We start from the raw sequence: 13,810 nt of genomic DNA, 5'->3' as shown, positions 1-13,810 counted from the left end.
ATGCGTTGATGGAAGATTAAAACGGCTGGCGTCTGGTCCATATCCGACATAAGCTGATTCTCATGTAGGAATGCAGGAAGCAACGCCTGACCGCAAAGGCGTGGTGAATATAACAAGCGGATCAAGAAATTATTCCAAGAAGATCGGGGTTTGATATCCATGGAGAGCACAATGCAAAACAATAAATTAGCGAATCTGGCGGCATGCCTGTGTCTGATGGGCGGGCTGGCACTCTCTGCCCCCGCCTTTGCTGGCAAGCCTGATGGTGCAGGCCACGGCAATGGTAATGGGCAAGGTCAGCAACATGGCGGCCCGGACCGTGGTGGACGTGATAATGACGGCCCGGGCAGTCGCCCCGACGGCGGCGATCGAGGTGGTGACCGTAGCGCGTACAAAGGCGGTGACCGCGGTGGCGACCGAGATCACCACGGCGGCGATGTCCGTGTGGGCATGTATTTTGGCGATCAGCAACGTACGATCGTGCATGATTACTATGGCGAACAATTCCGCCGCGGCAATTGCCCACCGGGACTGGCGAAGAAACATAACGGCTGCATGCCACCCGGCCAGGCCCGCAAATGGCGCAAAGGCTATCCATTGCCACGGGAGGTGGTGTATTACGACTTGCCGCCGCGCATCATTATTGACCTCGGCGCGCCACCTGCTGGGTATAAATACGTGCGTGTTGCCGCAGATATCCTGTTGATTGCGGTTGGCACTGGCATGGTGGTGGATGCCATTGACGACTTGAGTCACATGTAAGTTTTTTACAGAGACGTGTCATCGCAAAAAGCCCCGGATCACTCCGGGGCTTTTTCTTTTTTGCATGCATCAAACATGGTGCATGTGCGCTATTTTTGCACGTCCATGGTGCTATTAGCCTCGTGATGAATTTGGTATGGGATTAAGCATAATTCTGGTAAAAATCAAATAAAAACATAAGCATGTAAATATTTTTTAAGTTTGCGTGATGGGTGGCATAACGGTTGCTTTGGTATTACTGAAATTCATTTTCGTAATACTAACCAGGAGAGCCATTGTGATATCACTTTTACCATCTTCAGGCATTAAAAACATTGCACGCATGGCGGTATTAGCCGCCGGTTTCTGTTTTACCATGGCGGCCGAAGCCGCTGCACCGCTCAAGATTGGTTATAGCGACTGGCCGGGCTGGGTGGCGTGGCAAGTCGCCATCGAAAAAGGCTGGTTCAAGGAAGCTGGCGTGGATGTGAAGTTCGACTGGTTCGATTACTCCGCTTCCATGAACGCCTTCAGCGCAGGCAAGATCGATGCCGTGACCGTGACCAATGGCGATGCTCTGGTAACCGCCGCGGGTGGTGCCAAAAATGTCATGATCATCGTCACTGACTATTCCAATGGCAACGACATGATTGTCGGCAAACCTGGCATCAAGAGCCTGAAAGACCTGAAGGGCAAGAAAGTCGGCCTGGAGCTCGGCCTAGTCGAGCACCTGCTGTTGCTGAATGGCTTACAAAAAGCGGGCCTCAAGGAAAGCGACGTGACCCTGGTCAATACGCCGACCAACGAAACCCCGCAAGCACTGGCCTCCGGTGACCTGGCTGCGATTGGTGCATGGCAGCCCAACTCTGGTGAAGCGATGAAGCGCGTCCCTGGTGCCAAGCCTATCTACACCTCTGCCGATGAACCCGGCCTGATCTACGACGTATTGACCGTTAGCCCTGCTAGCCTGTCCAGCCGCCGTGCCGATTGGGAAAAAGTAGTCAAGGTCTGGGCCAAGGTGGTGGATTACATCAATGACCCTAAAACCCAACCCGATGCCGTGAAGATCATGGCTGCTCGCGTGGGCATCAAACCAGAAGCCTACCTGCCATTGCTGAAAGGTACCCGTCTGCTCACCCTGGACGAAGGCAAGGCCATCATGGTGAAAGCCGATGGCTTCAAGTCGCTGTACGGTTCTTCCAAGATCGTGGATGACTTCAACGTCAAAAACGCCATCTACAAGAAGCCGCAAGACCTGAACAAGGCGATTGATCCTACGCTGGTCAGCAAGTAAGTCATCCGTTATCAGGCGCAGGGAGAAGGTTATGGGTTCCAATTGGTTTGCAGTGCGGCAGGAGTTGACGCCAGAGCGTCGCAAAATCCTGGCAATTGCATCGTTTCTACTGCCTTTGCTGGTATGGGCGCTGGTCAGCTATGTGCCCTTCATCTGGCATCCCATGGTGAAGGTGACTTCGCCGGGCGACGTGGAGTATTTCCAGGTCGACATGCTGGTCAACAAAGTGACCTTCGAGGAAGAAACGGCCACCATGCAGGAGGAGGGCAAGCAACTGCCGCTCGGCGAGCCTTCCAACCCCATATACCTGCCGCCTCCGCACAAAGTGGTGGAAGCCTTGTATACCGCTTTCACCACGCCACCGGTGCAACGCGACGGCCTGTGGTTGCACCAAAGCCTGTGGCAAAGCATACAGGTGATTTTCTGGGGCTTTGTCATCTCATCGCTGGTTGGGGTGCCGCTCGGCATCCTGTCGGGCACCTATAGCGCGGTATCGCGTTTGTTTGAACCGTTTATCGAGTTTTTCCGTTATCTGCCAGCGCCGGCGTTCGGTGCCCTGGCGGTGGCGGTCCTGGGGATATACGACGGCCCCAAGATTGCCATCATCGTGATTGGTACCTTCTTTCAACAGGTGCTGATCATCAGCAACACCACGCGCAAACTGGATTATTCGCTGCTGGAGGCCGCCATGACCCTGGGCACCAGCCGCTGGAAACTGCTGCGCCATGTCGTGATCCCGGGCGTGCTGCCCGAGTTGTATCGCGATCAGCGCATTCTGCTGGGCTGGGCCTGGACCTACCTGATTGTGGCCGAACTGATCGGCACCTCGTCCGGCATCACCTGGTTCATTACGCAGCAGGCACGCTATGAGCACTTTGAAAACGTGTACGCCGCGATTCTCATTATCGGCATTATCGGTCTCGGGACGGATATGGTGCTGGCCCGCCTGGGCAAGCGTCTTTTCCCTTGGGATAAACCGGCGAACAAGGAGTAGGCCGTCATGCAAGCAAATACAGATCAAATCAGTTACCTGACCCAGTCAGAAGCCGTCAAGGCGCGCTTCGACAAGCTGAAGCAGCGCGAAGTGATCCTGGAGGTGAAAAACCTCACCAAGGTGTATCACGGCGCCAAGGGCGAAACCACGGCGCTGAAGGATGTCAGCTTCAAGACGCACCGCCGCGAGTTTGTCTGCGTCATCGGGCCTTCCGGTTGTGGCAAGTCCACCCTGATTCGCACCCTGGCTGGCCTGGAGAGTTACACCAGTGGCGAAGTGCTGCTGGATGGCAAGCCGGTCACCGGCCCCGGCCGTGATCGCGGCATGGTGTTTCAGGGCTATACCTTGTTCCCATGGCTCAGCGTGAAGAAGAACGTGATGTTCGGCCTGGAAATGAATGGCATGCCTTCCGAAGAAGCCTCGCGTGAAGTCGCGCTGTGGCTGGAACTGGTGGGCCTGGAAAAATTTGCCAATGCCTATCCGCATGAGCTTTCCGGCGGCATGAAACAACGTGTGGCGATTGCCCGTGCCCTGGTCAACCAGCCGCGCATTCTGCTGATGGATGAACCGTTTGGCGCGCTGGATGCGCAGACCCGCTGCAAGATGCAAACGCATCTGCTGGAGATCTGGCGCAACATCGACATCACCATCCTGTTCATCACGCACGATCTGGATGAAGCCATCCTGCTGGCAGACCGCATTCTGGTGCTGAAAGCGCATCCGGGTGAAGTGCAGGAGCTGATTGAGGTATCGGTGCCACGTCCGCGTAGCCCCGATCAATTGTTCACCCCCGAATTCATTGCCACCAAGGCGCGGCTGGAAGAGCTGATCCATCCGCCAACTGAACCCGTGGATGAAGACGCCGTCTCCGTGCCTAGCCGCATGATTCGCTTCGTCAATGTTGCCGATAACGTGGAGTAAGAAATGACGATGCAATGGTCTGAAACAACTTGGGATGAACTCCCCGCCAAGCTGGCTGCGGCCAGCGGCACCGCCATGCTGCCGATAGGTGCAACCGAACAGCACGGCCCGCACATGGGCTGTGGCATGGATTACATCCTGGCCGATATTCTTTGCCGCGAAGTGGCGGAAACCACCGGCGTGCCCATGCTGCCGACCATGCCTTACGGCTGCTCGGTAGGACATAGCCGCCGCTGGCCCGGCACCATCGCCTTGAGCCCCATCACCCTGATCAATCTGGTGAAGGAGATCGGCGACTGGGCTTACCACAGCGGCGTGCGCCGCCTGTTCATCATCAACAGCCATGTCACCAATGCCGCGCCCCTGCGCTGCGCGCTGGAAATGCTGCGCAGCGAGCACGACGACATGATGGTGGCCGTGATCAATACCGCCACCATGAGCCCGCGCGTCAAGCAGTTCCACCATGCCGATGGCGATGACTGGCACGCCAACGATGCCGAAACCTCGCTCATGCTGGAAAAAGCCCCGCACATCGTGCGCACCGACAAGCTCACGCTGGCCGATGACCCGGATCGCACCGATGAGCTGGTATTTGCCCACCCGGTGAATCGCACCAGCCTGAATGGCGTGACCGGCCAGCCCAGTATTTCCAGCGCCGAAAAAGGCGCGGAATGGTTTGCCTGGATGGTCGAGGATTTATCCGAATTGATACGCCGCGGTCAGGCCGAACAGCCACCGCTTCCCCATTCCTATTTCAGCCATGTCGCTGCCTGAGACGTCAGGCCCGGCACAGCAAAACCGCAGCACCCTAACCCAATTGATTTGAAAGGTATGTATATGTCGAAGTCGACTGCAGAAATTGCAAGTATCCAGAATGACCTGAAAGCCAAAGGCGTCAAGTATTGCATAGGCGCTTACGTGGATATCCACGGTGTGCCCAAAGCCAAGGTAGTGCCGATTGATCACTTGCCACAAATGGCCGCTGGCTCCGAGCGTTATACCGGCTATGCGCTGGATGGCCTGGGTCAGGCACCTAGCGATGACGAACTGACCTCCATTCCTGATCTTGACCATATCATTCCCTTGCCATGGGAACCAAAAGTCGCCTGGATGCCGGCGGACAATGGTTTTCAAGGTCAGCCTTATGCACTGAACACCCGCGTGGCACTGAAAAACGTGCTGGCACAGGCCGCTGAAATGGGCTTTGGCATGAACCTGGGGATTGAGTGCGAAATTTACCTGCTGAAGCAGGAAGCCGATGGCAAGCTGGCTATCCCTAACCCCGACGACAAGCTGACCAAGCCTTGCTACGACGTGCGTGGCTTTATGGATAACTTCGGCTGGCTGGACAAGATGGCGACTGCCATCAACGACCTCGGCTGGGACCTGTATTCGTTTGACCACGAAGATGGCAACAGCCAGTTCGAGTTTGACTTCAACTACAGCGATGCGCTGACCATGTGCGACCGCTTCACCTTCTTCCGTTACATGGCCAAGCACTATGCCAAGGAAGAGGGCCTGCTGGCGACCATGATGCCCAAGCCGTTTGCCGACAAGACCGGTACCGGCGCGCACTTCAACATGTCGCTGTACGACCTCAAGACCGGCAAGAACCTGTTTGCCTGCGACCCCAAGGATGATCCACGCGGCCTGGGCCTGACCACGCTGGGCTACCAGTTCATTGCCGGTATCCTCAAGCACGGCCCGGCCCTGTGCGCGGCTTTTGCCCCTACGGTCAACAGCTACAAGCGCCTGGTGCGTCGTGGTGCCATGAGCTACTTCAGCTGGGCGCCGGTATTCAACTCCTACGGCTCCAATAACCGTACCAACTCGGTACGCGTGCCCATGGGCGGTGGCCGTTGTGAATCCCGCAATGCGGATGGTGCCGTGAACCCGTATCTGGCCGCGACGCTGGCATTGGCCGCTGGCCTGGAAGGCATACGCGAGCAGCTGGACCCAGGTGCACCGAACGAAGACAACCTGTACGCCATCAGTGAAGAAGAGCGCATGGGCCGTGGCATTCAATTCCTGCCGCAAACCCTGCAGGAAGCGGTTGAGGCATTCGCTGCCGATCCGCTGGTAGAAAAAACCCTGGGCAAGGAGTTGCGTGATGAGTTTGTCACCTACAAGAGCCAGGAATGGGAAACCTACCACCTGACCGTCAGCCAGTGGGAAATTGATCGTTACAGCTACATGTTCTAAGCCAAGGTGTTGACGGGGCAGGCTGCAAGGCCTGCTCCGGTCTGCCATGATGGCGCCTTTAGTCGCGCCAAAACCGGCAAGTCACACAGGAGGAAACATGAACGAGAAAAACAAAAAGACACCGGTAAATCGCATCAGTATCTCCTTGCCGGATGAGCTGCATGCGGAGCTTGATTCCATGGTGATTGAGCGTGGGTTCGAAAGCCGTTCGCAAGCCATCAACGACATGCTGCGCCAGCATCTGGCCGAGCATAAGCGTGAAAAAGGCAATGAGGTGATGGTGGGTACTATCACCATTCTTTACAACAATGGCACCCGTGGCCTGCAAAAAACCATTGCGGATTTGCAGTATCAGCACCTGGATGAAGTGATCAGCTCGCTGCACGTGCATCTGGCCGATAACCAGACTATGGAAGTGATTCTGGTACAAGGCCCGGCACTCACCGTGCAGGCCGTGGCGAATGAAATCATCGCGCTGCGTGGCGTGATTACCGGCAAGCTGCAACTGATGGGGGCGGTCATCCCGCCGTTACACCCGATGACGCCCAAGGCCCGCAGGGCAGGGCAATAAACGGGAAAAGAGACAAGGACAAAAGCATGAGCGCTGTATTTGAATCTGCGGCCGTGCTGTGGGAAGAAATCATCCCCGGCGGCAATCACTGGTCAGGCCTGATACGCCGTGGCACTGCGCTGCGTATCACTGATCTCGAGGGCGAGGCCAACCTGGCCGCGCTGTTTTACAACCCGGAAGACAAGCTGGAACGCTACAACATGCCGGATTCGCTGAAGGCACAGCATACGGCTTACCTGACTACCGGCAATGTCTGCTATTCCGACATGGGCCGCGTCATGTGCTCCATCATCGGCGATAGTGTGGGCTGGCACGATACCTTCTGCGGCGTGACCGATGCCGACATGATCGAAGCCCAATATGGCAAGGCGACCTTCCAGACCCATCGCAATGCCATGCACCGCAGCGGCAAGGATGGCCTGCTGGTGGAGCTGGCGAAATACGGTCTGGGCAAGCGTGATCTGGTCGCCAACGTCAATTTTTTCAGCAAGGCGGTGCCGGATGACAACGGTGCGCTGAGCTTTGTCGCCGACCATAGCAAGGCGGGCGATTATGTGGATGTGCGCTTCGACATGAACGTGCTGCTGGTGCTATCTGCCGCGCCGCATCCGCTGGATACCGCGACCGACTACAAACCGGCGGCCGTGAAGCTCTCTGCCTGGTATGCCGGGGCCGCCGCGCCCGATGATGTGTGCCGTACGCAATGCGAGCAAAACGCCCGCGGCTTTATCAATACGGAAAGGTACTACCTATGAGCCAGATGCTGACCGAAAGCCCATTGGATCCGCGCAACGCCGTGCTGGACCAGGTGTGCGATGCCGGGGACCCCTGGATGGCCGAAGTGAAGAAAGGCCAGATATTCCGCATTCTGGACCTGGAAGGCAATCAGGCCGTGGATACCCTTTTTTACAGCGCCGCTGATGCCGAAGAGCGCTACAGCGCGGTCGATACCATTGCCCGCCAGCGCCAGCTGTACCTCACCACCGGCTCCGTGCTGTATTCGAATGAAGGTCGGCCCATGCTGACCATCACCGCTGACACCTGCGGCCGCCACGATACCTTGGGCGGGGCCTGTGCCGCCGAGAGCAACACCGTGCGCTATGCCCTGGAAAAGCGCCCCATGCATAGCTGCCGCGACAGTTTCATGCATGCGCTCAACCATTGCGGCTGTGCCACGCATCGCCACATGAGCAAGCGCGACATCACCGCCAACATCAATTTTTTCATGAATGTGCCGGTCACCGCCGATGGCCATCTCAAGTTTGATGACGGTATTTCCGGGGCTGGCAAATACGTGGAAATGCGCGCCGAAATGGACGTCGTGGTGCTGATCTCCAACTGCCCACAACTGAATAACCCCTGCAACGCCTATAACCCGACGCCGGTTCGCCTGCTGGTGTGGGATGCCGTCCAGGCCGCGGCATAAAATCTGGCATGCAACATGCTAGGGAATAGATAGATAACCATGGTCAGTTAGTCACAGCCGACTGAATCAACCGCTCACCGGGACGGCCCGGTGAGATCTATACCCAGCGGGACGGCCCGCACAAGGTTAGTCATGTTTCATAAAGTGCTTATTGCCAACCGCGGTGAGATCGCTTGCCGCATTATCCGCACGCTCAAGCAACTTGGTGTCCGCTCTGTAGCCGTCTACTCTGAAGCTGATGCCGGTGCCCGCCATGTGCTGGAAGCGGATGAGGCGGTATGTGTTGGTCCGGCCCCCGCCGCCGAGAGTTACCTGAATATCCCCGCTATCCTGCAAGCCGCGCACCAGACTGGTGCGCAAGCCATCCATCCGGGCTATGGCTTTCTGTCTGAAAACCCGGGTTTTGCCGAAGCCTGCGAAGCCGCAGGCATTGCCTTTATCGGCCCCACTCCCCAACAGATGCGTGACTTTGGTCTCAAGCACACCGCCCGCGCGCTGGCCGAGGCCAATGGCGTGCCGCTGTTGCCGGGCACCGGTTTGCTGGCGGATGTCGCCGAAGCCCGCACACACGCAGCGCGTATTGGCTACCCGGTGATGCTGAAGAGCACGGCGGGCGGCGGTGGCATCGGCATGCGCCTGATCTGGGGCGAAGAGGAGCTGGCCGAAGCCTTTGCCTCGGTGCAGCGCTTGTCGCGCGCCAATTTCAAGGAATCCGGCCTTTATCTGGAAAAATACGTCGAAGCCGCCCGCCATATCGAAGTGCAGATTTTTGGCGATGGTGAAGGGTATGTTGTGGCTCTGGGCGAGCGCGATTGCTCGGTGCAGCGCCGCAACCAGAAGGTGATAGAAGAAACCCCGGCGCCCAATATCAGCGAGGCAATACGTCAGCAGCTGGCCGAGACTGCCGTGCGCCTGGCCAGTGCCATTGGCTATCGCTCGGCGGGTACGGTGGAATTTGTTTACGACAATGCCAGCGGCGATTTTTACTTTCTGGAGGTCAACACCCGGCTGCAAGTGGAGCATGGGGTGACCGAACTGGTGAGCGGCGTGGACCTGGTGGGCTGGATGATCCGCCTGGCCGCAGGCGAGCGCGACTTTATCGCGGCATATCAACATCAGCCAAAGGGCCATGCCATTCAGGTGCGCGTGTATGCCGAAGATGCCAACAAGCAGTTCCAGCCCAGCTCGGGCGTGCTGACCGAGGTCGTGTTCCCATCCGATGTGCGGGTGGATGCCTGGGTGGAGCAGGGCAGCGAGGTTTCGCCGTATTACGACCCCTTGCTGGCCAAGGTGCTGGTGCATGCCAGCGACCGCGTGGCTGCAGTAGGTGCCATGAAGAGCGCGCTGCACGATACCCGTCTCGCCGGGATTGAAACCAACCTCGCGTACCTGCGCCAGGTGCTGGCCGATAGCGTATTCCCGGCAGGGCAACAGACCACGCGCTACCTGAACAGCTTTGTTTATCGTCCGCACACGCTGGATGTGCTGGATGGCGGCGTCATGAGCACCATACAGGATTACCCCGGCCGCACTGGCTACTGGAATATCGGCGTGCCGCCTTCCGGCCCCATGGACCATCTGGCGTTCCGCTTTGCTAATCGTCTGGTGGGCAACGCCGAAGGCATGGCGGGCCTGGAAATCACCCTGATTGGCCCCACGCTGAAATTCAATACAGATACCGTGATTGCCGTGACTGGCCCCGCGCTGGCATTGACACTGGATGGCGAGCCGCTCGCCATGTGGCAGGCGTATGCCGTCAAGGCAGGCAGCACGCTCGTCATCGGCAAGTTGGGCGACCTGGGCTGCCGCGCTTATCTGGCAGTGCAGGGTGGCTTTGATGTGCCGGATTATCTGGGCAGCAAATCCACCTTTACCCTGGGCCAGTTTGGTGGCCATGGCGGCCGCGCCTTGCGCGTGGGCGATGTGCTGCATCTGGGCAAGCTGTCTGCGGCGGAAACCGCGGTGACGGTGATCCCGCCCGCCCTGCGTCCGCAATACACGCATGAGTGGCAGATAGGCGTGCTCTATGGCCCGCATGGCGCGCCGGATTTCTTTACCGACGACGATATTGCCATGTTCTTCTCCACCGACTGGGAAGTACATTACAACTCCAACACCACCGGCATCCGCCTGATTGGCCCCAAGCCGCAATGGGCCCGGCAGGATGGCGGCGAGGCGGGCCTGCACCCCTCCAACATTCACGACAACGCTTATGCCATTGGCAGTGTGGACTTTACCGGCGACATGCCGGTGATCCTGGGGCCGGATGGCCCCAGCCTGGGCGGCTTTGTCTGCCCGGCCACTATTGTGCAGGCCGAGCTATGGAAAATGGGCCAATTGAAAGCGGGCGACAAGGTGCGCTTTGTGCGCCTGAGCCAGGCCCAGGCGCGCACTCTGGAAATCGCCCAAAACACCATGCTGGCAGATCTGGCGACCGCCAGTGCGCCGCTGGCCTTGCCCGCCCCCGATCTCGCCCACACCACAACCCCCATTCTGGCGACGTTGCCTGAGACGGCAGAACGTGTCGCCGTGGTATACCGCCAAGCCGGTGACAAATACCTGCTGGTGGAATATGGCCCGCTGGTGCTGGACCTCAACCTGCGCTTCCGCGTGCATGCCCTCATGCAGGCGCTGGAGCAGGCCAGGGTGCCTGGCATCATTGATCTCACGCCCGGCATACGTTCGCTGCAGGTGCATTACGACAGCCTGCGCCTGCCGGTGGAGCAGTTGCTGATCACCTTGCAAACCCTGGAAACGCAACTGCCCGCCATCGACGAAATGGAAGTGCCGACCCGCATCGTGCACCTGCCGTTGTCCTGGGACGATGCCGCCACCCAGCTCGCCGTGGAAAAGTACATGCAATCGGTGCGCAAGGATGCGCCGTGGTGCGATGTGGCCTCTGGCCATGGCAGCAATATCGAGTTCATCCGCCGCATCAACGGTCTCGATAGCATTGAGGACGTCAAGCGCATCGTGTTCGAGGCTAGCTATCTCACCTTGGGTCTGGGCGATGTGTATCTGGGCGCGCCCGTCGCCACGCCGGTGGACCCGCGCCACCGTCTGGTGACCACCAAATACAACCCTGCCCGCACCTGGACGCCGGAAAATGCCGTGGGTATCGGCGGCGCCTATATGTGCGTGTATGGCATGGAAGGCCCCGGCGGTTACCAGTTTGTCGGCCGCACCTTGCAGATGTGGAATCGCTGGCGTGCCACGGCCGATTTCCCGCAGGGCAAGCCCTGGCTGCTGCGCTTTTTTGACCAGATCCGCTTTTACCCGGTCAGCGCGGAAGAGCTGCTGCAAATCCGCGAGGATTTCCCGCGTGGCAAATTCAAGCTCAAGGTGGAAGAGCAGGTGTTCCGCCTCAAGGATTACAACGCGCTGATTGCCGCTGAAGCCGCCACCATGGTCGCGTTCAAGGAGCGCCAGCAAGCGGCGTTTGATGCCGAGCGCGAGCGCTGGATTGCCAACGGCCAGGCCAATTACAGCAATGATGAGTCGGCAGCGAGCACGGTGGCGGAAGACGCGCTGCCCGCCGACTGCCGTGCTGTGGCCGCCCATGTGGCCGGCAATCTGTGGCAAGTGGCGGTGACTGTGGGCGATACGGTCGCGGCGGGCGATACGCTGGTGATTATTGAATCCATGAAAATGGAAATCGCCGTGGTCGCCCCCTCAGCCGGAACCATCAGCCATGTGTTGTGCCAGCCGGGCAAGCCAGTCAGCGCTGGCCAGACCCTCATTGCCATTGCATCGGAATAAATCATGACCACACTTGATCTGCAAATCACCAGCCTGCGCGAGCAATACCGCACAGGCAGCCTCACGCCCTCGCAACTGCTGCGGCAGCTGGATGCCAGCATGGGCACGGAAGACCCGCACCGCATCTGGATCCATCGCCTGCCACTGGCGCAACTGTTGTCTTACGCCGAGGCGCTGGAAGGGCGCGACCCTGCCAGCCTGCCGCTGTATGGCATTCCGTTTGCCATCAAGGACAATATTGATCTCGCGGGCGTGCCGACTACCGCCGCCTGCCCGGACTATGCCTACACCCCTGCGCAGCACGCCACCGTGGTGCAGCGGCTGATAGATGCCGGGGCGATTCCTTTGGGCAAAACCAATCTTGACCAGTTTGCCACGGGCCTCGTGGGCGTACGCTCGCCCTATGGCGCCTGCCATAACAGCATAGACCCGGATTATATTTCCGGTGGCTCCAGCTCAGGCTCGGCCGTGTCGGTGGCACTGGGCCTGGCGAGCTTCAGCCTGGGCACGGATACCGCAGGCTCAGGCCGCGTACCGGCCTCATTCAATAATCTGGTGGGGCACAAGCCCAGCTGCGGGCTGCTAAGCACCCGTGGCGTGGTGCCTGCCTGCCGCACGCTGGATTGCGTGTCCATCTTTGCGCTGACCGCGCAGGATGCCGCCGCTGTGCTGGAAGTCGCCCAGGGCTTTGATGAGCAAGACCCGTATTCGCGCGAGGTACTCACGGCAGGCAAGCCCTTGCCCGAGCGTGGCTTCCGCTTTGGTGTGCCACGTGCCGATCAGCTGCAGTTTTTTGGCAATGCCGAAACGCCAGCCTTGTTTGATGCTGCCGTCGCCAAACTGATGGCGCTGGGCGGGGAAGCGGTGGAGATTGATTTCACCGTATTTTTGCAAACAGCCCGCCTGCTCTACGAAGGGCCATGGGTGGCCGAGCGCTATGCCGCGATCCGTGAATTCATTGAAGCAAAACCCGAAGCGCTATACCCGGTAACGCACAAGATCATCAGCGGCGCGACACGCTTCAGCGCGGCCGATGCCTACAGCTTCGGCTATCAGCTCAAAGCCCTGCAACGCAAGGCCGCCGTGGTTTGGGGCGACTTGGACATCATCGTCACCCCGACGGCAGGCACCATTTACACGATTGCCGAAGTTGAGGCTGACCCGGTGCAAACCAATTCCAATCTGGGTTATTACACCAATTTCATGAATCTCCTGGACCTGTCGGCCATCGCCGTACCCACGGGATTCCAGGCCAACCGCCTGCCATTTGGCGTCACGCTTTGTGCGCCTGCCTTCCACGACGAAGCCCTGCTGGAGCTTGCCGCCCGTATGGAAGACGCAGCCCGCACGCTGGGCGCCACCCCTTTTACCCGCAAGGAGCTATCTGCATGAGTGAAAAAAACATGAATACCGCCATGATCAAAGTAGCCGTATGCGGCGCCCACATGAGCGGCCTGCCGCTTAACCCGCAACTGATGGCGCTGGGCGGCGAATTCGTCGAGAAAACCCGCACCTCGCCCTATTACAAGCTGTTCAAGCTGAATGGCTTTACGCCCGAGCGGCCTGGGCTTTTGCGGGTGACGGAGGGCGGCTCGGCGATTGCGCTGGAAGTCTGGCAACTGCCGCTCACCAATTACGGCGCCTTTGTCGCCAGCGTGCCTGCGCCCTTGGGCTTTGGCACGCTGGTGCTGGAAGACGGTAGCCAGGTGCAGGGTTTTTTATGCGAAGCCTATGCCACCGAAAACGCGATTGATATCTCGGCATGCGGTGGCTGGCGCGCATGGTTGTGCAAAAAAGAGACAGTCTGAGGCTGGTGTGGCTATTTTGCCAAAATGGGATAGTGCGATGTTTTTTAAAGGAGGATTATCAAACCCAACACGCGATTGTGACGTTTGTTTTTTT

At 58.6% G+C, this 13,810-nt stretch carries 12 protein-coding genes; all 12 read left to right on the top strand.

Annotation, left to right across the window (positions count from 1 at the left end; all coding sequences use genetic code 11):
• The first annotated feature begins 171 nt into the window (after window positions 1-171).
• The 12 genes from LG204_RS12675 (at window position 172) to LG204_RS12620 (ending at window position 13,716) form a co-directional block, all read left to right on the top strand.
• Window positions 172-762, top strand: coding sequence for an RcnB family protein (locus LG204_RS12675; protein WP_230337616.1), 591 nt, complete (start codon window positions 172-174; stop codon window positions 760-762).
• Window positions 763-1,084: 322 nt separating this feature from the next.
• A complete protein-coding gene (locus tag LG204_RS12670) occupies window positions 1,085-2,035 on the top strand; it encodes an ABC transporter substrate-binding protein (RefSeq protein ID WP_230337615.1) in 951 nt (316 codons plus the stop codon).
• Window positions 2,036-2,066: 31 nt separating this feature from the next.
• Entirely contained in the window at window positions 2,067-3,029 is a 963-nt protein-coding gene (locus LG204_RS12665) for an ABC transporter permease (RefSeq protein WP_230337614.1), read from the top strand.
• A 6-nt stretch (window positions 3,030-3,035) separates the two neighbouring features.
• Window positions 3,036-3,950, top strand: a complete 915-nt coding sequence (locus LG204_RS12660) for an ABC transporter ATP-binding protein (RefSeq protein WP_230337613.1) — start codon at window positions 3,036-3,038, stop codon at window positions 3,948-3,950.
• 3 nt (window positions 3,951-3,953) lie between these two features.
• Window positions 3,954-4,724, top strand: a complete 771-nt coding sequence (locus LG204_RS12655; protein ID WP_230337612.1) for a creatininase family protein — start codon at window positions 3,954-3,956, stop codon at window positions 4,722-4,724.
• A gap of 63 nt (window positions 4,725-4,787) precedes the next feature.
• A complete protein-coding gene (gene glnT / locus LG204_RS12650; RefSeq protein ID WP_230337611.1) occupies window positions 4,788-6,152 on the top strand; it encodes a type III glutamate--ammonia ligase in 1,365 nt (454 codons plus the stop codon).
• 97 nt (window positions 6,153-6,249) lie between these two features.
• Window positions 6,250-6,723 (top strand): nickel-responsive transcriptional regulator NikR, encoded by a 474-nt coding sequence (nikR, locus tag LG204_RS12645; RefSeq protein WP_230337610.1) that lies wholly within the window; start codon window positions 6,250-6,252, stop codon window positions 6,721-6,723.
• A gap of 26 nt (window positions 6,724-6,749) precedes the next feature.
• Complete coding sequence (locus LG204_RS12640) at window positions 6,750-7,478, top strand: urea amidolyase associated protein UAAP1 (RefSeq protein WP_230337609.1); 729 nt, start codon at window positions 6,750-6,752, stop codon at window positions 7,476-7,478.
• A complete protein-coding gene (locus LG204_RS12635) occupies window positions 7,475-8,149 on the top strand; it encodes an urea amidolyase associated protein UAAP2 (RefSeq protein WP_230337608.1) in 675 nt (224 codons plus the stop codon). Before LG204_RS12640 ends, LG204_RS12635 begins: the two co-directional genes overlap by 4 nt.
• 132 nt (window positions 8,150-8,281) lie before the next feature.
• Complete coding sequence (gene uca, locus LG204_RS12630; protein ID WP_230337607.1) at window positions 8,282-11,908, top strand: urea carboxylase; 3,627 nt, start codon at window positions 8,282-8,284, stop codon at window positions 11,906-11,908.
• A gap of 3 nt (window positions 11,909-11,911) precedes the next feature.
• A complete protein-coding gene (gene atzF, locus LG204_RS12625) occupies window positions 11,912-13,300 on the top strand; it encodes an allophanate hydrolase (protein WP_230337606.1) in 1,389 nt (462 codons plus the stop codon).
• Entirely contained in the window at window positions 13,297-13,716 is a 420-nt protein-coding gene (locus tag LG204_RS12620) for an allophanate hydrolase-related protein (RefSeq protein WP_230337605.1), read from the top strand. Before atzF ends, LG204_RS12620 begins: the two co-directional genes overlap by 4 nt.
• Window positions 13,717-13,810: the final 94 nt, after the last annotated feature.

The sequence above is a fragment of the Methylovorus menthalis genome (assembly GCF_020523625.1).
In the GTDB taxonomy this organism is placed as follows: Bacteria; Pseudomonadota; Gammaproteobacteria; order Burkholderiales; family Methylophilaceae; genus Methylovorus; species Methylovorus menthalis.
This window is presented reverse-complemented; position numbering and strand designations above follow the sequence as displayed.